Consider the following 20,663-nt stretch of genomic DNA (forward strand, 5'->3'; position numbering starts at 1 on the left):
CTCGACCATCGTGGTCAGTTGTCGGTTCCGCGGTGAGCGATGATCTCGTCCAACTGCCCGACGAGCATGCGGCTGCCCTCCACGTCGTTCGCCATCCTGGAGAAGACGTCCGCCATGCCGCGGAAGATGGTCGCTGCCGGATCATTCTCGCCGAGGAAATCGGCAATCTCCTGCATTTCGGCAACCCACCGATAGGCTTTCGGATACATGTCGGGTATGGATCCCGACAGCTTGCGATCGATGTCGGGAAGGCTTTCGGAGAGCTCGGCTTTCAGGCTCTCGGCCGCACCGGAACGCGATGCGGCAAGCAGCATGGCGGTGCCAAGGCCGACAAATCCCTTGTTGATGCCGGCATAACACATCTTCAGTGCCGAGGCGGCGCCGAGCGGTCCATCGAGCCGGCGGATCCTGAGGCCGCAATCATCGAGCAGCCTGCTTCGCGCCGCGGTATCGCCGCTGATATAGATGGTCGGACCTGTTTTGCCGGGGACCGGAGGCCCGCCGATGATTGCACCGTCAAGCACCTCGACGCGGCTGCCTTCGAACCGTGCCGCCAAAGCCTGCATGGTTTTCGGCGCAATCGCGTTGAGGTCGATAAAGGGCGGCGGCGCCTGCATCCCCGACGATATGTCCGCGACGAGTTCGGCGACCTTGATCGCCTCCGCCGGTGGAACGATCGACAGGATCAGCTCGGCCTTCGTCAGCTCCTGGCGGCTGACCGGCACCATGCCGGCTGCCTTTGCCCGCGCAATCGTCTGCTCGCTCCTGCCCTCGAGATAGGTCAGCACCGTAGCGCCGTGGTCGATCAGCCGTTTGGCGACGGCACTTCCCATCGCGCCCGATCCGATAATCGCAAAATCCGGCATGTGAACCTCAATCAATGACGTCATCGGGTTAGAACTGTTGCCGATGGCCATATCGTCAACTGCGACGATTCAGCCGGAGCCTCCTTCCGAAGAGCCGGCAGCTTCGTGCGCGCTGACGTTGCGGCACTTTTTCTTGATATTCGTCAATGCCGGGACGGTCGACACCGGTATGATCGGTGCTATCATTTGCATTCGAGGATATGGATTTCAAATGTATCGGACAATCATCTGCGGCATCGGCATGGGTCCCCGCCAAACGGCCAGCCGCCTTCTGCGTCGGGCTGCCGCTCTGGTGGACGACGGCGGAAGCATCGCCGTCATGCACGTCATCGAGAATATCCCCCGCCATCACCTGACGGAGCTTCCCGAGGAATTCGAAACGACCGCCATCGTCGACGCCGAAAAGAAACTAGCATCGCTCTGCAAGGAGTTGGGAATTCCGGCGATGATCGAGGTTCGTATCGGCGTTGCCGCCTCCCTGCTCGTCTCCAGGGCAAGGGAGAAATCGGCCGATCTTATCTTGGTTTCATCCCATGTGACCGATATCACCGACTACGTCTTCTCCTCGATCGTCGACAAGGTCGTGCGCCATGCCGGGTGCTCGGTTCTTATCGATCGGCGCCCCGATCACGCGCAGGAAGGCTCGGCGTCCCCGGCGGAAGACGTCGCGTTGTTCTAAACTCTACAGAGCTTGCGTGACAGTGGGCGCTTTATCGGATTGACGTCGACCAGCGCGGCCGGCCTCCCCTCCCCGGCGGCGGCCCGACAACCTATATCATTGCCAAGCCAACCTGCAGTATTCGCTGCCCGACCGGAGACATGTATGAGCCAGGATCCCTATGAGCTTCTGGGCGTGAAACGCGATGCGACGCAAAAGGATATTCAAAGCGCGTTCCGCAAGCTCGCCAAGAAACTTCACCCCGACCTAAACCCCGGCGACAAACGCGCTGAGGAACGGTTCAAGGAAATTTCAACCGCCTACGAAATCTTGAGCGATGAGGAAAAACGCGGACGCTTCGACCGCGGCGAGATCGACATGACGGGCGCCGAGCGGGCGCAGCGCAATTATTACCGCGACTATGCGTCGAAGAGCGGGCCTGGCGATCCCTACCACAACAGCGCCGGCTTTGCCGATTTCAGCGATGCCGATGAGATCTTCGCCAGCTTCTTTTCACGCCGTACCGGCGGCGGCCAGACGCGTGGTCGTGACCGGCAATTTTCCATGGAAGTCGACTTTCTCGAAGCCGTCAACGGCACCAGGACGGAGGTCAAGCTGCCGAATGGTCCGGCGCTTGACGTGCAGATCCCGCCGGGGACGCGCGACGGCCAGACCTTGCGGCTGCGCGGCAAAGGCGAGCCGGGCATCGGCGGTGGGCCTGTGGGCGATGCCCTGATCGAAATCCGTGTGCGGCCGCACCGCTTCTTTACGCGTGACGGCGACGATATCCGCCTGGAACTGCCGATCTCCCTCAGTGAGGCCGTGCTTGGTGGCAAGGTTCGGGTGCCGACGCCGGCGGGACCGGTCAATCTGACGCTGCCGCCTCATTCGAACACGGGCAAGGTCCTGCGTCTCAAGAGCAAAGGAGTTGCAAAACGCGGCGGCGGACACGGCGACGTCTACATCTCGCTGAAGATCGTACTGCCCGACGCCCCGGATGAGCGGCTGACGGCTATGATGAAGGAATGGGCGACGGCAAATCCATACGATCCGAGGAAGAACATGGAGGCCTGATCATGGATGATCTCGAATTCCGTCTTGACTTGAAAATAGACATCGTCCAGCTCGACTTCTGGATCGAACAGGGTTGGCTGATCCCGGAGACATCAGGCGGCAAAAGGCAATTTCGCGATGCCGATGTCGCGCGCGCCCGGCTGATCCTGGACCTCATGGGAAACATGGGTGTCAACGAAGCCGGCGTCGATATTGTCATGGAGCTGGTCGACGAATTGCACGGCCTGCGGGCAACGATGGGCAAGCTGATGACCGCCATTGGCAAGCAGGAGCAGGATGTTCAGCGCCGGCTGTTCGAGAGCCTCGAGGAGATCGACCGGTTTTAGCCACAACCAGCTTCTACGTGGTGAACCAATAGCGGACGATGTGGAAGAACAGCGGTGCGGCGAAGGTGATGGAATCCAGGCGGTCGAGCACGCCGCCATGGCCCTCGATCACATAGCCCCAGTCCTTGGCATTGAGATCGCGTTTGATGGCCGAGAGCACGAAGCCGCCGAAGAAGCCTGCGACGACGATGACCGTGCTGACGGCAGCTGCCTGCAGCGGGGAGAACGGCGTCAGGCGATAAAGCAGTGTTCCCACGAGGATGGCCGAGACGCCGCCTCCGACCAGTCCTTCGATCGTCTTTGACGGGCTGATATTCGGCGAGAAACGATGCTTTCCTAGGAGCTTACCCCAGACATATTGGAAGACGTCGCTGAGCTGCACGACCACCACCAGATAGACCAGGAGAAGTGCGGACGGCGTGCCGGTGTCCAGCATGAGCAGGGCGGGGGCGTGGCTGATCGAATAGACCGTCAGCATCAACCCCCATTGCACCCTGGCGCTGCGGGCGAGGAATTCGTTGACGTCGCCCTTCAATGTCGCCACTGCCGGCAGGATCAGGAAGGCATAGACCGGGATGAAGATCGCAAACAGGCCGTACCACTCCGTCCCGAGCAGCACGTAATGCAGCGGCAGCACAACGAAGAAGGACAGGAAAAGCGCCAGGTGATCGCCGCGCCGCGATGGTGTCAGCGTCCAGAATTCGCGAAGCGCCATAAAGGATAGGAATGCGAACAGGATGACTGTCGCCGTGTCGCCGAGCAGGATCGCGCCGCCGAACACTGCGACCATGATCCACCAGGAGCGGATACGGGCGTTGAGGTTATGCACGGTGGCGACGGATCCGGGCTCGGTCGCGCGCCGCTGCAGAATGAAGCCGATAGCGGAGGCGACGGCAAGCAGGCCGAGGATCGCGGCAAGCACGATGGAGAAAAGGCTGGTCATGCGAAGTGCTTTCCGTCTGCTAACTCGATGACTGCTGCACGGGCGCGGGCCAGGAACGCGTCCTTTCCTTCGCCCGGCTCGACGCGCAGCGGCTTGCCGAAGCGCGCCGTGCAGGTGATTGGGACGATCAGCATGCTTCCCTTGGGCAGGATGCGCTGAAGATTGTCGAGATGGATCGGCACGAGATCGACATCAGGAAAACGGCATGCAAGGCGATAGATGCCGCTGCGGAAGGGGGCGATCTCCTCGCTGGCGCTTCTCGTCCCTTCCGGGAAGATCAGGATCGAACGACCCTCCTCGAGCAGGCGCTCGAGAGGCTCCAGCGGATTGCTGTCGGGCAGAGGCTTGCGGTCTATCAGGACGGCGCGCAGTCCTTTCTCCGCGATGAAGCGGCGAAAAGCGCTTGTTCCCCAATAGTCGCGCGCCGCAACCGGATGGGTCAGCCGGCGCACCGGCCACGGCAGGGCGGCCATAACGGCGACGGTATCGACATGGCTGTTGTGATTGGCGAAATAGATGCGGCGGCGGGGATCGGGCGCGCAGCCCCGCCATTCGCTTCGGGCGCCGACCAGGATACGGACGAACAGCACGAGAAACCGACGAATGAGCGCGATCATGGTCTCTCCAGGGAACGGGCAAGCGTTATCGTGCGTGTGATGCAGGTGACAAGGCTGCCGGCCGCGATGACCGCGCATGCCAGGATCAGCGACCAGTGGCTGCCGGATATCAGCGTCTCGACGCTCTGGGCGAGGAGGCCCGCCGTCAGCACCGCCATGCGGCGCTGCTTGGCCATGACGCCGCTGAAGTCCTGGGGAAGACCGACCGATCCGCCGAACACCCTGATATAGGCGGTGAGTGCTGCGAGCAGCGCAGACAACCAGCCGAGCCAGCCTAAGCCGCAGGCATAGCCAGCGGCGACGAGAAACAGGCTGTCGGCCACCCGGTCGGGGAATTCATTGTAGAGCGGCCCGCTCTTGGTTTTCTTGCCGCCTTCGATCGCGACCATTCCGTCCAGCAGATTGCAGACCAGCCGCAGTTGCACCGAGATCGTGGCACAAACCATGGCAATCGGATGTGTTGTGAAAACGATGAGCGCTGCGCCTATACCCGCGAATACGACCGATAAAAGCGAAATGCCGTTCGGTGTCGCGCCGCTCCGCGCCAGCCACGCGCTGAGGCCGATGGCCCAGGACGACGACCGGCTCGCGATCGGTCGCCGCGAGGCGCCCTCTTCTTCCCCCATTTCATGTCCCCCAACCCCAATGATCCCAGCTGTATCCTGCCAATGGCGTCGCGCCAAGCCGCGACGCTATACAGGTTCGGAAAAATCGGCTGCAAAACACAAGGCGCAACAGATTGAACAGCCTGATTTTTAAGCCCATTCGCTGCTTGACACATTTTTGGGCGCTACTATGATTTTTGAACCAAATGGTAAAAAAGGGGAACAATCAATGACCAAAGACATCCTGATTTCACGCCGGGCAGTGATCGCATCCGGCATTGCGCTTGGGGTCAGCGGCTTTGCCTCGCTGGCAAGGGCGGCTGCGCCGCTGAAGGTTGCCGGCATTCATGCGTCGCCGGTCGAAAATGCCTGGAACTCCTGTCTGCACAGGGCCCTGCAGGACGCGGCCAAGGAAGGCGTGATCGAATATGTCTTCTCCGAAGGCGTCTCCGGCACCGATTATCCGCGCGCCATGCGCGAATATGCCGAACAGGGCAACAAGCTAATTATTGGCGAGGCTTATGCGGTGGAGAAAGAGGCTCGGCAGGTCGCGGCAGATTATCCCGACACCGCTTTTGTGCTCGGTTCGAGCGGCGAGCAGGCCGGCGACAATTTCGGCGTCTTCGGCACCTGGAACCATGACGGCGCCTATCTCGCCGGCATGCTGGCGGGCAAGATGACCAAGTCGAATGTCGTCGGGTCGGTCGGCGCCATTCCGATCCCCGAGGTCAACATGCTGATCAATGCGTTCGCGGCGGGCGTCAAGGCCGTCAATCCCGATGCAAAGCACCTCGTCTCCTTCATCGGCACCTTCTTCGATCCACCGAAGGCCCGTGAAGCCGGCCTTGCCCAGATCGACGCCGGCGCCGATATCCTGTTCGGCGAGCGTATCGGCACGGCCGATGCCGCCAAGGAGCGCGGCATCAAGTCGGTCGGCTCGCTGATCGACTATACGCCGCGTTATCCCGATACGGTGTTTGCCAACGCCATGTGGTATTTCCGGCCGATCCTGGACGCTGCGATCGCCGATGTCGCGGCCGGAAAGCCGGTCGGCAGGAACTACACGTCCTACGGCCTGATGAAGGAAGGCGGCAGCGATATCGTCTTCGTGAAGGGTGTCGCGCCCGCCGAGGCCGAGGCTGCGATGGAAGCCAAACGGGCGGAGATCAAGGCCGGCACCTTCGAAGTTCCGAAGATGATGGACGAGCCGAAGTAATTCGGCTCATGCAAGGCGATGCAACAGACCTGGCGGCAGCGATCAGGCGTGGTAGCCTGAGCGCTGCGGAGGCGATGCAAGCTTCCCTTGAGGCGGCTGCGCGGCAGGAGCCGCTCGGCGCCATCGCCTATCTCGATGCCGCCTTGGGCCTCGCCTCGGCAGAGGACCGCGACCGGGAGCGGCGGAGCGCCCCCAGTCGCTTTGCCGTACGGCCTTTCGCCGGTGTGCCGACCTTGGCGAAGGATCTTGGCGGCCCCTTTGCCGGGTTGCCGGTGACGGCCGGCTCCCGCCTGTTCGAGAGAAAGGGCGGCGAAGCGGATTCCGATCTCGCCTCCCGTTTTCGCGACGCCGGTTTCTGCCTGTTCGGCCTGACGACGAGCCCAGAATTCGGCCTGTCGCTCGCCAGCGAACCGGCGATCAGGCCCGTCTGTCGCAACCCCCTCGATCCGACACGAACCGCGGGCGGCTCCTCCGGCGGGGCGGCGGCAGCGGTCGCCGCCGGGATCGTCGCGATTGCGCATGCCACCGATGCCGGCGGCTCGATCCGTGTGCCCGCCGCCTGCTGTGGCCTCGTCGGACTGAAGCCGACGCGCGGCGCCATCCCAGGCGGGCCATCCTTCGGCAACCACTTGGCCGGCATTGCGAGTGAACTCGCGGTCTGCCGTTCGGCGCGGGATACGGCGCTGATTTTCGACAGGCTGAGCGGCAAATCACGAGGACCTTTTCCGGACCCCTCCCCTGTCGATAGCGACAACGGCCGTTTGCGGATCGGCCTGCTCGTTGATACCGGGTCGACCTACCCGACCGAGGGTGATCGGCTCGCAGCCGTCGAGGCTGCGGCCCATACACTCGAGGGTGACGGACACGAGATCGTTCCGCTGAGCTGGGCCGACTTCGAATGGGCCGTCGCCGCCAGCGGCCGTGCCTTCGCCGATATCGTCTCCGTCAACCTTGCCGCACTTATCAAGGCGGCGGCTCTGGATGAAGGCAGGGCCGAGCCTCTCACGCAGGCCTTCGCGGCGCGCGGACGGGCGCTTCCGGCGACATCGCTCTGGAACACGCTGAATGAGGCCGTCCTGGTGAGTGGTAAGCTCTGGGCCCTGTTCGACAGGGTCGATTGCATTCTGATGCCGATGCTGTCTTCCGCGCCTCTTGCGATCGGCTCCTTTCCGTCCGATCATGCCGACACGGATCTGCATCTCGAGCGGATGACGGCATTTGCGCCGCTTGCCTGCCTCGCCAATATTTCGGGTTTTCCTGCTTTGACACTGCCTTTCGGACAGGATGAGCACGCCATGCCGCTGCCGGTGCAGATCATGGCGCCGATGGGCCACGAGCCGCGTCTGCTGTCGCTTGCCGCACGCCTGGAGGCCGAGGGGCGGTGGCAACATCGTTTTCCCGTTGCAGGACGGCCGTCATGACCGGGCCCGTGCTGGAGATTATCGGCGTCAGCAAGCGCTTCGGCGACAATCTCGCCAACGACGATATTTCCATGACGCTCGCCAGGGGTGAGGTCGTCGCCCTGCTCGGCGAGAACGGTGCGGGCAAGACCACGCTGATGAGCATCCTTTTCGGCCATTACATGCCGGATGCCGGGCGAATTCTGATCGAGGGTGCGGAGGTGCCGCAGGGCAAGCCGCGTGCGGCGATCCGCGCCGGCGTCGGCATGGTGCATCAACATTTCTCGCTCGCGCCCAATCTGACCGTTCTCGAAAATGTCATGACCGGCACGGAAAAACTGTGGTCCTGGCGCTCGGGAACATCTGCGGCGCGGAGGAAGCTGCTGACAATTTCCGAACGTTTCGGCCTCAAGGTCGATCCGGATGCCCGTCTTGGCGACCTGTCGGTCGGCGAGCAGCAGCGTGTCGAAATCCTCAAAGCGCTCTATAACGATGCCCGCATCCTCATCCTCGACGAGCCGACGGCAGTGCTGACCAATATCGAGGCTGAACGACTGTTCACGACGCTGAGGGAAATGGCACGCCAGGGCCTGTCGCTGATCTTCATCTCGCACAAGCTCGACGAGGTGATGGCAGCGGCCGACCGCATCGTCGTGCTGCGCGGCGGCAAGATGGTCGCCGAACGCAAGGCGTCGGACACCAGCAAGGCGGAACTCGCCGAATTGATGGTCGGGCGCCGGGTGACGCGGCCCGTACGCGAGCCGTCGACACCCGGCGCCGTTGCCCTCGAAGCGGCCGATGTGACGGTGCGTATCGACGGCGTCGATCGGCTGAAGTCAATCAGCTTCCGGCTGCACCAGGGCGAGATCCTCGGCATCATCGGCGTTTCGGGCAATGGCCAGGCGACATTGGCGCATCTTCTCTCCGGTATGCTGGCGCGGAATGCCGGCGACCTGCTGCTCTTCGGGGAAGCCATCGGCAATCTCGGCGTCGCCGATGTCGTCGACGCCGGCATCGGACGCATTCCCGAGGACCGCAACGAGGAGGGTGTGATCGGCGAAATGGCGATCTGGGAAAATGCCGTGCTGGAGCGGATCGCCTCGCCTGCCTTTTCGCGCCATGGCCTCGTCAACCGCAAGGCGGGCATGGCCTTTGCGAGCGAAATCATCGACGGCTTCGATGTCCGCGGCGGCGGGCCAGCCATCCGCACCCGGCTGCTCTCCGGCGGCAATATGCAGAAGCTCATTCTCGGCCGCAACCTGCATCGGCGGCCACGCATCCTGATTGCCGCGCAGCCCGCGCGCGGCCTCGATGAAGGGGCAGTGGCCGCCGTGCACGCACGCCTGCTCGAAGCGCGCCGGCAGGGTACTGCCGTGCTGCTGATCTCGGAAGACCTCGATGAGGTGATCGCGCTTGCCGATCGCATCCAGGCGATCGTCGGCGGCCGCCTGTCGCCGCTCGTCGAGGCCGAAGACGCTGACGCCCGCAGGCTGGGGCTGATGATGGCCGGCGAATGGCAAGAGACTCGCGGGGCCGATCATGCGATTTGAGCGCCGCGAGCACCGCCCGCTTTACCTGCTGATCGTCACGCCTGTGATCGCGGTGATCGCAGCGCTGGCGCTGGCCGGCATCCTGATCTCAATCGCCGGCGCGCCTGTTCTCGATGCCTATTGGCGCATCCTGACCGGTGCCTTTGGCTCGCGGCTCTCGGCGACCGAAACGCTGACGCGGGCAACGCCGCTGATGCTGACGGGACTTGCCGCCGCCGTCGCTTTCCGGGCGCGGCTCTGGAATATCGGCGCCGAGGGCCAGTTCTATCTCGGCGCCATCGCCGTTGCGGCGGCAAGCTCGAAACTGCTCGGCAATCTTCCCGCCCCCATCCTCATTCCGCTGCTGCTGCTGGTCGGTGCCATTGCGGGCATGGTGCTGATCCTGATCCCGCTCTGGCTCAGGCTGCGCTTCTCGGTCGATGAAGTCGTCACCAGCCTGCTCTTGAATTTCATCGCCGTGCTCTTCGTCTCGATGCTCATCGACGGCATCCTCAAGGACCCGCTCGCCTTCGGCTGGCCGCAGTCGCAATCCGTCAGCGATCATGCGATGCTGCCGAAGCTGATCGCCCGCTCGCGCCTGCATATCGGTTTTGCGATCGCGATCGCGCTGGCCGTCGTCGTCCATTTCGTCCAGTCCCGCACCGTGTTCGGCATGCAGTCGCGCGCCGCAGGCCTCAACCCCACTGGTGCGGTCTTTGCCGGCGTCCCGCTCGGCAGAACGCTGGTGAAAGTCGCCTGTCTCTCGGGCGGGCTTGCGGGGCTCGCGGGAGCGATCGAGGTCATGGGCGTCAAGGGTTATGTCACGACCGATCTGTCGCCGGGTTTCGGCTATGCCGGCATCGTCGTTGCCATGCTCGCCAACCTCAATCCGCTCGGCGTCGTCTTCGCCGCCATTTTCACGGCCACCATGTTCGTGGGTGCTGACGGCATGAGCCGGGGTCTCGGCATCCCCACCTATATCGCCGACGTCACGGTGGCGCTGTCGCTGCTGACGATGCTGATTGCGTTGTTCTTCACCCAATACAGGATACGGCGATGATGCAGCTGTTCGACATCATCGCTTCCGCCGGGCTCTGGGCGGCAATCCTGCGGATCGCCACGCCGCTGATTTTCGGCACGCTCGGCGCCTTGCTCTGCGAGCGAGCGGGCGTGCTCAATCTCGGCATCGAGGGCATTATGACCTTCGGCGCCATGATCGGCTGGCTCTCCGTCTATCACGGCGCCGATCTCTGGACCGGCCTGCTGATCGCTGCCATCGCCGGCGGCGTCTTCGGCCTGCTGCATGCCGGCCTCACAGTGACGCTCGGCCTCTCCCAGCATGTCTCCGGTCTCGGCGTCACGCTGTTTGCCTCGAGCTTCAGCTATTATGTCTTCCGGCTGATCGTGCCGCTTGCCAATACTCCGCCCACCATCGTGCCGTTCCAGCCGATCGCCATTCCCGGCTTGTCGACCTTGCCCTTCATCGGGCCGGCCTTCTTCACGCAGACGGCGCCGACCTATCTCGCGATCGCCATCGCCCTGCTGATGGCCTACATCATCTTCCGCACACCAGTCGGCCTTGCAATCCGCATGACCGGCGAAAATCCACATGCGGCGGAAGCGCAGGGCGTCAATCCGATGAAGGTACGCTATGGCGCTGTGATTGCCGGAAGCGCGCTGATGGGAATGGGCGGCGCTTTCCTGACATTGTCGGCGTTCAACAGCTTCTTCCCCACAATGGTGCAGGGACGCGGCTGGATCTGCATCGCGCTCGTCGTCTTCGCCTCCTGGCGGCCGGGCCGTGCGCTTTTCGGCGCCCTGCTCTTTGCCTTCTTCGATGCCTTCCAGCTTCGGCTGCAAACTGCGCTGAGCGGGCTCGTGCCCTATCAGCTGTTTCTGATGACGCCCTATATCCTTTCCATCGCCGCCCTCGCCGTCATGGCCCGCCGCGCCCGCGTTCCACAGGCGCTGATGCAACCCTATCGGCGCGGCGAACGCTGAACCACTTCTGTCCAATGAGGCTCCGATGTTCGATCTGATCGTCAGAAATGCAAATCTCCCCGATGGCCGAAAGAATGTCGATATCGGCATCCAGGGCGGCAAGATCATCGCTGTCGAGAGCAATCTCCAGGCGCAGGCGAAAGAAGAAATCGACGCGACCGGTCGGCTCGCCAGCCCGCCTTTCGTCGATCCGCATTTCCACATGGATGCCACCCTGTCGCTCGGCCTGCCGCGCATGAACGTATCCGGCACCCTGCTCGAAGGCATCGCGCTCTGGGGAGAATTGCGCCCGATCGTGACGAAGGAGGAATTGGTCGATCGTGCGCTACGCTATTGCGATCTGGCGGTCACGCAGGGCCTGCTCTTCATTCGCAGCCATGTCGACACCAGCGATCCCAGGCTGGTGACCGTCGAGGCGATGATCGAGGTTCGCGAGAAGGTCGCGTCCTATATCGATCTGCAGCTGGTTGCCTTTCCCCAGGATGGTTATTACCGCTCGCCGGGCGCGATTGATGCGCTCAACCGCGCCCTCGACATGGGCGTCGATATCGTCGGCGGCATTCCCCATTTCGAGCGGACGATGGGCGAAGGTACAGCGTCGGTCGAGGCGCTCTGCCGCATCGCCGCCGATCGCGGCCTGCCCGTCGACATCCATTGCGACGAAACCGACGATCCGCTCTCGCGCCATATCGAGACGCTGGCTGCGGAAACCATCCGCTTCGGATTGCAGGGGCGTGTCGCCGGCTCGCATCTGACCTCGATGCACTCGATGGACAATTATTATGTCTCCAAGCTCATTCCGCTGATGGCGGAGGCGGAGATCAACGTCATTCCCAATCCGCTGATCAACATCATGCTGCAGGGCCGGCACGACACCTATCCGAAACGCCGCGGCATGACCCGCGTGCGGGAGCTGATGGATGCGGGGCTCAACGTTTCCTTCGGGCACGACTGCGTCATGGACCCCTGGTATTCGATGGGATCGGGCGACATGCTGGAGGTCGGCCATATGGCGATCCATGTCGCGCAGATGGCCGGCATGGACGACAAGAAGAGGATCTTCGACGCGTTGACCGTCAATTCGGCAAAGACGATGGGACTTGCAGGCTACGGCCTGGAAAAGGCATGCAACGCCGACCTTGTCATTCTCCAGGCCAGCGACACGCTGGAAGCGCTGCGGCTGAAGCCGAACCGGTTGGCGGTGATCCGCCGCGGCAAGATTATCGCCCGCTCGGCGCCGCACATCGGGGAGCTTTTCCTGGACGGGCGCCCGGCCCGGATCGACGGCGGCCTGGATTACGCACCTCGCTGTTAGATGCGGCGGAAGCTTTCCTGCTTACCGGAGCAGCTTCCATCTGCGCCAAAACAAAAGGGCCGCGAAGTCGCCCAGCCCCTAACCTGAATCTGGAAAGCAAGTATTTTGTGACTTGCGGGCTTCGCTGCCCATCAATTGTTGAGGCATTCACTGGCGCAAAAATTTGCTGAAGAGCCGAAGCGAAATTGGCACCTACTTGGATGACGTGTCGCAGAATTCGTAATTTCTGCATCAAACTCGGCTGATGCCATCGGTTCGGCCAAGTTTCAGGTATCTTCGGGAGGATGTGAATCAGGCCGATGGAGCGAGGATTGGAATGAGCGAAGATAACAGCATTCAGCTTTCATTGTTTGTTGAACATGGGCGCGAGCGAGAAGCCGCAAACTTCTACAGGGCGGCTTTTGGTGCGCAGGAGGTGGACACCTACACCATTGACGGTGTTGTGGCGGGCGTAGCAATGCGGTTTGGAGAACTGCCGGTGACGGTCGCCGGCTCCAATCCGAATCGGGAAAAGATGCCTTCCTATGGCGGCCCATTCTTTCCGAAACAGGCCGGGGCCGTCAGCGCGATATTTCAGGTCAACGTTGGCGATATCGACACCGCTTTCCCGCGCGCCATCGCGGCCGGTGCTGTGATCCGCGACGAAATTCAGACCGACACACTCAGCCGGCGAGTAGCCTCGATCTTCGATCCCTTCGGCCACATTTGGACGCTCGTCGAACGGAAACCGGAAATTGCCGCACTGGCCGCGTGACCGTGCGCGAAGTGTCGCGAAGGTCTGTCGCACAAGTTTGACTTTTGCACCTGACTTTCGCGGCAGAAATTTCCCTGAAAAATCAGTCTCCCGATTTTGTCGCGAAACTTAGGAATTTCGCGACGGTATGATGCCGAGCCGTCGCCTAAGCATAGGCTAGGCACCAGCCAGGAGCGCGAACCCAACATCGTTCGGCCGGAACCTCATCAGTACGATACAGCCGGGTCACCCGCTTGTGCTCCCCGCTCTCGAACGCCGCCGCGAGCGCTTTTTCCGATTCCTCATCGCGCATCCCTTCACAGGGGAAGATGGCGACCGGCGAAATCCATCGCGCGTGATATTCCTCACCCCTACGCGTCACGAGGAACACCGCCCCGCGAAGGTGCATGTTGCTCCAATTGCTGCTGGTAAACCCAAGATCGGTCGTAAGCGGTAGGACAAGCCTTCCGCCATCATTGAGCCGGTCCAACCAGATATCCGCGGGTCGGGTTGCTCCAGCATTCACATAGATCACATCGGCTGCATCGAAAGCCACGAAACTGCCATCGCCCGGAACTACGGAAGCGTTCCGATAGGGAGCGAGATTTGCTTTTGCCCGCGCAGCAAGCTCCGGCTCGAACTCGATCGCCGTCACCTTGCCGGATGCGGCAACGAGTTTCGCCATGATCGCAGAATAGTAGCCGGCACCAGCGCCAACATGCACGATATGCTCGCCTGCTCGCGGCGCGGCCTGCGAAAGCAGGAAGGCATGAAGTGAAGGTTGTCCGTTGTTGATGTGGTGCTCAGGGACAATACCAACAACGTCATCCGTATAGAGGTAGACCGGGTCGGCGGTCGGGGTCGGAACATAGGCTTTTCGCATTCGGAAGATCGGCCAGGGACCGGCACCAAGGAAATCTTCTCGCGGTACTTCGGCAAAGGCTGCTTCAATACGTTCATCGACAACTCTCACAGCCGCCGTGATCTGCTTCGCATAAGCTCGTCGCACGATCTTCAATTCGTCAGGTGTCATCAGCAGGACCAACTCCATAGATTCCTGTCGCGAAAGTCCCGAAACATGCGACAGGTATGATCCAAGTCAATGTCGACCTGCAAGGTCTGCTCTAGGCGTCCTCGCCTCCTGCCGTGAACGGCCGAGATGGGGTCGGAACCGGCCGTTCAAACGTCGCAAGAATCCCAAGTTTCGCGACAGAAATCGCCACCGCAGAAAAGTCGGGGAAATTTTTGTCGTAAAAGTAATTCACGTCTTGGGTTACAGGCTGGGCGAAGCCGCGACCCTTTTAATCCGTCTCATTCATGAGCCTATTTCTTCGAAGCCTCGTAGAGCGCCTTGGTCTCGGCGTTCATCGGATAGAGGCCGGGCAGCGATACGCCTTCATCGATCCTGGTCATGATCCAGGCTTCCATGCGCTCCTGTTCCGGCGCTTCATCAAGCACCGCCTCGAGCAGATCGGCCGGAATCAGCACCGCGCCGTCCTGGTCGACGACGATGATGTCGTCAGGAAAGACCGCCACGCCGCCGCAGCCGATCGGTTGTTGCCAGGCGACGAAGGTGAGGCCGGCGACCGACGGCGGTGCTGCGACGCCGCGGCACCAGACCGGCAGATTGGTGTCGAGCACGCCGGCAAGGTCGCGCACGACGCCGTCGGTGACGAGGGCGGCAACGCCTCTCTTCTGCATGCGGGCGCAGAGGATATCGCCGAAGATGCCGGCATCGGTGACGCCCATCGCATCGACGACGGCGACACAGCCTTCCGGCATCGCCTCGATCGCGGCGCGCGTCGAGATCGGCGAGGCCCAGGATGCCGGTGTCGCCAGATCTTCGCGAGCCGGAACGAAACGCAGGGTGAAGGCCGGGCCGACGATGCGCGGCTGGCCTGGCTTCAGGGGAACGGCGCCGCGGATCCAGACGTTTCGCAGGCCCTTCTTCAAAAGAACGGTCGTCAGGGTCGCCGTCGAGACGGCCTTGAGGGTTGCTATCGCTTCAGCGCTGAGAGCCATCGGTGTTCGGTTCCAATTGGGTTTCTGTCAGATGCTCTGGATCATGCCGCCATCGACGCGGATCACCGAGCCGGTGAGATAGGAGGCAGGTTCGCTCGCCAGGAAGGTGACGACATTGCCATATTCTTCGGGCCGGCCATAGCGGCCGAGCGGAATGCTGCCGGTGCTTTCTGCGACGACGTCATCGATGGAGCGGTTTTCGCGTTTGGCCTTCTGCTCGTCGAGGAAGGTGATGCGGCCGGTGGCGATCCGGCCCGGCAGGACGATGTTGACGGTGATGCCGTCGCGCCCGACCTCGCGCGCCAGCGTTTTCGACCAGCCGACCAGCGACAGGCGCAGCGCATTGGAAATACCGAGATTGGGGATCGGCGCGACCACGCCCGACGAGGTCGAAGTGACGATGCGTCCCCATTTGCGCGCCCGCATCTGAGGCAGCACACGATCGGTAATGGCGATGACCGAGAGCACCATGCTTTGGAAATACTGGTTCCAGACCGTCGGATCCTGGCCGGAGACAGTGGTCGGCGGTGGGCCACCGGTATTGTTGACGAGGATATCGACCGGTCCGAACTGGCGCTCGATTGCAACGACATGCGCATCGATCGAACCGAGATCGGCAAGATCCCATTGTAGTGCCAGCGCCCTGCCGCCTTCGGATTCGATCGCAGCCGCGGTCTTCTCAGCGGCGGCGAGATCGATATCCGCCGCGGCAATTCTGGCGCCTTCGCGCGCAAGTTTGACGGCAATCGCGCTGCCCAGTCCGCCGCCGGCGCCAAGCACCAGGGCCGTCCTGTCCTTCAGGCCGAAATCCATTCCATCCGTCTCCTCAATGATCGGCCATCTTTCGGAGCAATGGACTATAAATAAAATATGGCTTCTGCTTCGTTCAAGAGATAGAAAAACTATCGATGGACACGCGTTTTCTCGAAACCTTCATTGTCGTTGCCGAGCGGCACTCGCTGGCGGAGGCCGCCCAGCGGCTAAACCTCACGCCTGCGGCCGTCGCCCAGCGCATCCGCGCATTGGAGGCCGAGCTCGGGGTGCGGCTGCTGGTGCGCTCCGGCCGCGTGATGCGGCCGACGGAGGCGGGTTTTGCCATTCTCGAACGCTGCAGGGATCTGGTGCGCGATACACGCGATCTGAAGGCGATGGCCGGCACCGCGACGATTTCAGGCGAGATGCGGATCGGGGCGATCAATACGGCGCTGACCGGTCTCGTTCCCGGCATTCTCCACCGCCTTGCGCAGGATTACCCGCTGATCGAGATCTTCCTCAAGCCGGGCGCTTCGATGGATCTCTATGCCGAGGTTCTGAACGGCGGGCTGGATGCGGCCTTCATCATAGAACCGCGATTTCCGATGCAGAAGACGCTGACCTTCAACAAGCTGCGCCAGGAACCCCTGGTGCTGATCGCGCCGCGGGGCTGTGAGGGGGCGGATCCGCTCGAACTGCTGCCGACCCTGCCTTTCATCCGCTACGACCGAAACCAGTGGGGTGGTCACATCGCCGATGAATATCTGCGCGAGATCGGCATCCGCCCGGTCGAGCGTTATGAGCTTGACGCGCTGGAGGCGATCGCGGTGATGGTAGACCGCGGTCTCGGGATCTCGATCGTGCCGGATTGGGCGCCGCCCTGGCCGGCGGGACTAGATGTCGTCAAGCTGCCCCTGCCCCGCTCGTCCGCTGTGCGCACCGTAGGCATCGTGGTGACGCGATCCTCGCCACGGGCAAATCTCGTCGCCGCACTTCTGGAAACCAGCCGTGCGGCGATGGGCCTCTGATCAATGTCAGGCGATTTTCTGGCGGACCGGCAGTTTCCAGCCGGGCCGGACGAAATGGCAGGTATAGCCATTCGGAATCCGCTCCAGATAATCCTGGTGCTCGGGTTCGGCTTCCCAGAAATCGCTAACCGGCACGACTTCGGTGACGACCTTGCCAGGCCACAGGCCTGATGCATCGACGTCGGCGATCGTATCCCTGGCGACGCGCTCCTGCTCAGGCGTGACGTAGAAGATCGCAGAGCGGTAACTCAAGCCAACATCGTTGCCCTGGCGGTTGCGCGTGCTCGGGTCGTGGATCTGGAAGAAGAATTCGAGGATTTCCCGGTAGCTGATCCTTGCGGGGTCGAAGATGATCTCGATCGCCTCGGCATGGGTTCCGTGGTCGCGGTAGGTGGCATTCGGCACATCGCCGCCGGTATAGCCGACGCGGGTCGAAATCACGCCCTTGTATCGGCGGATCAGGTCCTGCATGCCCCAGAAGCAACCGCCGGCGAGGACTGCACGTTCTTCGGTCATTGGATATCTCCTTGTTTGCCGAGAGATAGTGTCTCCCGCCGCTGATTTCCATACGGCGCCATCAGCACAGCTGTGCAATTTCCCTGCCGAGACGCCCGATCCTGTCATGTCGATGTTACGCGCCGGCGCTAGCAAGGCCTTGGACAATCCTGCGGAGGCTGAGCCTCGACACCTGATGGAGACGGGTTATGAATAGACGCGAATTTCTGATCACATCGTCGGCTGCAGCCGGTCTGTTGGCTCTTCCGCGTTTCGCATCGGCTGCGGCCGCCACGATCGACCTCTACAGCGGTTCGGATGCCAACATCGTCGACCTCTGGAACAACGTCATTCGCCCGGCCTTCGAAAAGGCGCTTCCGGGTGTTGCCCTGAAGGTGACCGATGCCGGCGACAATAATGGTCTGCGCGCCATCGCCGACCGTGCGCTCGCCGCGCTGAAGACGAAGACCGATCCGCAGGCCGACCTCTTCGAGCAATTCGATCCGCGTCTGCCATCCGGCGGCATCGATGCCGGCCTCTGGGTCAAGTTTTCCGCCGAGAACATCGAGGGTTACGACCATATCAACCCGCTTGCCTTCGATACTCCTTTCTCCCTTCCCTATCGCGGTTCGCAGGTGCTTCTCGCTTATGACACGACCAAGCTCGATCCGAAGGATGCACCGAAGAGCTGGGATCAGCTCACCGCCTGGATCAAGGCCAATCCGGGCCAGTTCATCTACAACCGTCCCGACAAGGGCGGTTCGGGCGGAAACTTCGTCCGTCGCGCGATCCATGAGGCCAATGGCCGCGATCCGAAGAAGTTCAAGGTCGACAATTTCACCGCCGACTTCGCCACTGAGACGCTGACGCCGGCCTGGAAGATCCTCAACGACCTCGCCCCGGCGCTTTACGACAAGGGCGCCTATACGGCCGGCAACACCCAGTCGATCCAGCTGCTCGCCCAGGGCGTCGTCACCATGGTGCCGGTCTGGTCGGACCAGGTGCTGCAGGCGATCTCCCAGGGCGTGCTGCCTGATACGACCGGGCTCGTGCAGCTTAGCGATCTCGCCCTTTGCGGCGGTTTCTCCAGCATCACCGTCTTCTCGAACGGCGCCAACAAGGATGCGGCCCTGACGCTCGCCGCATTCATGCTGACGAAGGAAATGCAGGAAGCGATCATCACCGAGATCGGCGGTTTCCCTGCCGTCTCCTGGGACCACATCTCCGACGATCTCCGCAAGAAATATGCCGACGTCATTCCGGCGACCATCCCGACCTTCCCGGGCGGCGATTGGGAAAAGGCGATCGCTGACGGCTGGTATCGCAACGTTGCTCCGGGCATCAGCCGCACCTGATGTCCACTGATACTGCGCCGGCGGTTCTGCGCCGTCACCGGTCCATCAACGGGGGGAGCTCGATCGGGCTCCTCCTCGTCGCCCTGCCGGTCCTCCTGCTCGCATGGCTGATCGTCTTTCCGATCTTTTCGGCGGTCGTCGGCACGATCTTCGTTCGAGGCCCTGACGGCGCGACGGAATTCTCGCTTGCCTCCTATCGCTTCTTCTTCACCGATGGCTACAGCCTCGGCAACTTGTGGCTGACACTCTGGACCACCGCCGTCTGCGGCATTCTGCTTCTGGCGATCGGCCTTCCGATCGCGCTTTACCTCCGGTTCTCGCAAGGACGCCTTGCCGCCTATGTGCAGGCTCTTGCGATCTTCCCGATGTTCGTGCCGTCGATCATCCTCGCCTATGCGCTGATCCGGACGATCGGGCCGAACGGCACCGTCGACCTGCTGCTGAACGCCGTCAGCCTGCCGAAGCTGCGCACGCCCTATCTGACGCCGTGGGGACCGGTCATCGGCCTCGTCTGGGACAATCTTCCCCTGACGGTGCTGATGCTGACGGCCGGGCTTTCCTCCGTTTCGAACAGCGCTATCGAGGCCGCTCGCGATGTCGGCGCAGGGCCGCTCCGGGTGTTCATTTCGATCATCCTGCCGCGCATGGGCAATTCCCTACTGGTGACCGCGTCCTTCGCCGTGCTCGGCATCTTCTCCGCCTTCACCCTGCCCTATGTGCTGGGCTCCGCATCGCCGGAGATGATGGGGCCGTTCATGCAGCGCACCTTCGCCGATATGAACGACCCGCTGAACGCCATGACCCAGGCCGTCATCACATTCGGCTTCTGCCTGGTCTTTGGTATCTTCTATATCAGGTCGATCGCCCGCAACCGTGAGGCCCAGCCATGAGTGCCGGTAGATCGAGAACGGATCTTCGCTTCGACTGGATCGGCATGCTTTTCGCCTGCCTGCTGACGCTATTTATCGCGCTGCCGCTAATCGTCGTCGGAACATGGGCTTTCACCGAGGTCTGGCGTTATCCATCGGTAATCCCGCAGCAATTCGGCCTGCGTTTCTGGGGCCAGACGCTGGCGCGTCCGGATGTCTGGGACGCACTTTTCCTCAGCCTGCGGCTGACGACGACGGTCACCATTCTTTCCGCCGTCATCTGCCTTCCCGCGGCTTATGCCTTTGCGCGCATGCGTTTTCCCGGCAGGAACATCCTGTTCCTGTCGTTCCTCGCATCGCATGCCTTCCCGAAATTCGGCCTGCTCGTCGCCATTGCCGGCATCTTCCTGCAGCTCGGCCTGATCAGCACCTTCTGGGGCGTCGTGCTGATTCAGCTGGTCGGCACGCTGATGCTGATGATCTGGATCCCGGTCGCAGCCTTTCAGAATGTCGACCGGCGCATGGAAGAGGCGGCGCGCGATGCCGGTGCCACGCCGCTGCGCGTTTTCTGGTCGATCACCCTGCCGCAGGCCGGACCCACAATCGCCGCTGCACTGCTTTTGACCTTCGTCGGCACCTTCTACGAGACCGAAGGCGCCTGGCTGATCGGCGCGCCTCAGGTCCGCACCATGCCGGTGCTGATGATCAGCTTCATCAACAATCAGATCGTCGTGCAATACGGCGCCGTACTGTCAGTCATGCTGTGGGTGCCGTCCTTCATCGCGCTGATGTTTGCGCGCCGCGTGATCGGCACCGGCGCATTCGCAAGAGGCTTCGGCGCGTGAGGTCAATTCAGGG

22 protein-coding genes are annotated in these 20,663 nt (G+C 62.2%); 14 read left to right on the plus strand and 8 right to left on the minus strand.

The window, feature by feature from the left end; genetic code table 11:
* Positions 1-14: 14 nt before the first annotated feature.
* The gene (locus V8P77_RS22180) at positions 15-917 is read right to left on the minus strand and encodes an NAD(P)-dependent oxidoreductase (protein WP_335914268.1); all 903 of its coding nucleotides are present in this window, start codon (positions 915-917) and stop codon (positions 15-17) included.
* 160 nt (positions 918-1,077) lie between these two features.
* On the opposite strand from V8P77_RS22180, the gene V8P77_RS22185 reads away from it, so the two are divergent.
* The 3 genes from V8P77_RS22185 to V8P77_RS22195 all read left to right on the plus strand — a co-directional run bounded on the left by V8P77_RS22185 (position 1,078) and on the right by V8P77_RS22195 (position 2,924).
* Positions 1,078-1,545: a universal stress protein gene (locus tag V8P77_RS22185; protein WP_335914269.1), complete on the plus strand. Its 468-nt coding sequence runs from the start codon at positions 1,078-1,080 to the stop codon at positions 1,543-1,545.
* A 144-nt stretch (positions 1,546-1,689) separates the two neighbouring features.
* Positions 1,690-2,598, plus strand: a complete 909-nt coding sequence (locus tag V8P77_RS22190) for a DnaJ C-terminal domain-containing protein (protein WP_335914270.1) — start codon at positions 1,690-1,692, stop codon at positions 2,596-2,598.
* A 2-nt stretch (positions 2,599-2,600) separates the two neighbouring features.
* Entirely contained in the window at positions 2,601-2,924 is a 324-nt protein-coding gene (locus V8P77_RS22195; protein WP_025398586.1) for a chaperone modulator CbpM, read from the plus strand.
* A gap of 13 nt (positions 2,925-2,937) precedes the next feature.
* Here V8P77_RS22195 and V8P77_RS22200 read toward each other — a convergent pair whose 3' ends face one another.
* The 3 genes from V8P77_RS22200 to V8P77_RS22210 are packed head-to-tail and all read right to left on the minus strand — an operon-like array spanning position 2,938 to position 5,110.
* Positions 2,938-3,867, minus strand: a complete 930-nt coding sequence (locus V8P77_RS22200) for a phosphatidate cytidylyltransferase (RefSeq protein ID WP_221977887.1) — start codon at positions 3,865-3,867, stop codon at positions 2,938-2,940.
* Positions 3,864-4,484 (minus strand): lysophospholipid acyltransferase family protein, encoded by a 621-nt coding sequence (locus V8P77_RS22205; protein WP_335914271.1) that lies wholly within the window; start codon positions 4,482-4,484, stop codon positions 3,864-3,866. The genes V8P77_RS22200 and V8P77_RS22205 overlap by 4 nt, the downstream gene beginning before the upstream one ends.
* Positions 4,481-5,110 (minus strand): CDP-alcohol phosphatidyltransferase family protein, encoded by a 630-nt coding sequence (locus V8P77_RS22210; protein ID WP_335914272.1) that lies wholly within the window; start codon positions 5,108-5,110, stop codon positions 4,481-4,483. Before V8P77_RS22210 ends, V8P77_RS22205 begins: the two co-directional genes overlap by 4 nt.
* 208 nt (positions 5,111-5,318) lie before the next feature.
* Between V8P77_RS22210 and V8P77_RS22215 the strand changes: the two genes are divergently transcribed.
* The 7 genes from V8P77_RS22215 to V8P77_RS22245 all read left to right on the plus strand — a co-directional run bounded on the left by V8P77_RS22215 (position 5,319) and on the right by V8P77_RS22245 (position 13,304).
* On the plus strand, positions 5,319-6,305 hold the full coding sequence (locus V8P77_RS22215) for a BMP family protein (protein ID WP_335914273.1): 987 nt from the start codon (positions 5,319-5,321) through the stop codon (positions 6,303-6,305).
* Between the two features lie 8 nt (positions 6,306-6,313).
* Positions 6,314-7,726: an amidase gene (locus tag V8P77_RS22220; RefSeq protein WP_335914274.1), complete on the plus strand. Its 1,413-nt coding sequence runs from the start codon at positions 6,314-6,316 to the stop codon at positions 7,724-7,726.
* On the plus strand, positions 7,723-9,255 hold the full coding sequence (locus V8P77_RS22225; RefSeq protein WP_335914275.1) for an ABC transporter ATP-binding protein: 1,533 nt from the start codon (positions 7,723-7,725) through the stop codon (positions 9,253-9,255). Before V8P77_RS22220 ends, V8P77_RS22225 begins: the two co-directional genes overlap by 4 nt.
* The gene (locus V8P77_RS22230) at positions 9,245-10,294 is read left to right on the plus strand and encodes an ABC transporter permease (RefSeq protein WP_335914276.1); all 1,050 of its coding nucleotides are present in this window, start codon (positions 9,245-9,247) and stop codon (positions 10,292-10,294) included. The genes V8P77_RS22225 and V8P77_RS22230 overlap by 11 nt, the downstream gene beginning before the upstream one ends.
* Complete coding sequence (locus tag V8P77_RS22235; RefSeq protein WP_335914277.1) at positions 10,291-11,235, plus strand: ABC transporter permease; 945 nt, start codon at positions 10,291-10,293, stop codon at positions 11,233-11,235. The genes V8P77_RS22230 and V8P77_RS22235 overlap by 4 nt, the downstream gene beginning before the upstream one ends.
* Before the next feature lie 25 nt (positions 11,236-11,260).
* Complete coding sequence (locus V8P77_RS22240) at positions 11,261-12,550, plus strand: amidohydrolase family protein (RefSeq protein ID WP_335914278.1); 1,290 nt, start codon at positions 11,261-11,263, stop codon at positions 12,548-12,550.
* A 316-nt stretch (positions 12,551-12,866) separates the two neighbouring features.
* Entirely contained in the window at positions 12,867-13,304 is a 438-nt protein-coding gene (locus V8P77_RS22245) for a VOC family protein (RefSeq protein WP_335914279.1), read from the plus strand.
* A gap of 145 nt (positions 13,305-13,449) precedes the next feature.
* On the opposite strand, the gene V8P77_RS22250 is transcribed toward V8P77_RS22245, so the two are convergent.
* From V8P77_RS22250 to V8P77_RS22260, 3 genes are all read right to left on the minus strand, one after another.
* Positions 13,450-14,316 (minus strand): protein-L-isoaspartate O-methyltransferase family protein, encoded by an 867-nt coding sequence (locus tag V8P77_RS22250; protein WP_335914280.1) that lies wholly within the window; start codon positions 14,314-14,316, stop codon positions 13,450-13,452.
* A 290-nt stretch (positions 14,317-14,606) separates the two neighbouring features.
* Entirely contained in the window at positions 14,607-15,305 is a 699-nt protein-coding gene (locus tag V8P77_RS22255; protein WP_335914281.1) for a ribonuclease activity regulator RraA, read from the minus strand.
* A gap of 27 nt (positions 15,306-15,332) precedes the next feature.
* Positions 15,333-16,118 (minus strand): SDR family oxidoreductase, encoded by a 786-nt coding sequence (locus tag V8P77_RS22260; RefSeq protein WP_335914282.1) that lies wholly within the window; start codon positions 16,116-16,118, stop codon positions 15,333-15,335.
* A gap of 95 nt (positions 16,119-16,213) precedes the next feature.
* Here V8P77_RS22260 and V8P77_RS22265 point away from each other — a divergent pair, with 95 nt between their 5' ends.
* On the plus strand, positions 16,214-17,086 hold the full coding sequence (locus tag V8P77_RS22265) for a LysR family transcriptional regulator (protein WP_335914283.1): 873 nt from the start codon (positions 16,214-16,216) through the stop codon (positions 17,084-17,086).
* A 6-nt stretch (positions 17,087-17,092) separates the two neighbouring features.
* Here V8P77_RS22265 and msrA read toward each other — a convergent pair whose 3' ends face one another.
* Complete coding sequence (gene msrA / locus V8P77_RS22270; RefSeq protein WP_335914284.1) at positions 17,093-17,602, minus strand: peptide-methionine (S)-S-oxide reductase MsrA; 510 nt, start codon at positions 17,600-17,602, stop codon at positions 17,093-17,095.
* A gap of 188 nt (positions 17,603-17,790) precedes the next feature.
* Here msrA and V8P77_RS22275 point away from each other — a divergent pair, with 188 nt between their 5' ends.
* The 3 genes from V8P77_RS22275 to V8P77_RS22285 are packed head-to-tail and all read left to right on the plus strand — an operon-like array spanning position 17,791 to position 20,650.
* Positions 17,791-18,936 (plus strand): extracellular solute-binding protein, encoded by a 1,146-nt coding sequence (locus V8P77_RS22275; RefSeq protein ID WP_335914285.1) that lies wholly within the window; start codon positions 17,791-17,793, stop codon positions 18,934-18,936.
* On the plus strand, positions 18,936-19,826 hold the full coding sequence (locus tag V8P77_RS22280) for an ABC transporter permease (RefSeq protein ID WP_335914286.1): 891 nt from the start codon (positions 18,936-18,938) through the stop codon (positions 19,824-19,826). Before V8P77_RS22275 ends, V8P77_RS22280 begins: the two co-directional genes overlap by 1 nt.
* A complete protein-coding gene (locus V8P77_RS22285) occupies positions 19,823-20,650 on the plus strand; it encodes an ABC transporter permease (RefSeq protein ID WP_335914287.1) in 828 nt (275 codons plus the stop codon). The genes V8P77_RS22280 and V8P77_RS22285 overlap by 4 nt, the downstream gene beginning before the upstream one ends.
* The last annotated feature ends 13 nt before the right edge of the window (positions 20,651-20,663 follow it).

Origin of the sequence: Rhizobium aouanii (assembly GCF_037002925.1) — a bacterium.
Lineage (GTDB): Bacteria > Pseudomonadota > Alphaproteobacteria > Rhizobiales > Rhizobiaceae > Rhizobium > Rhizobium aouanii.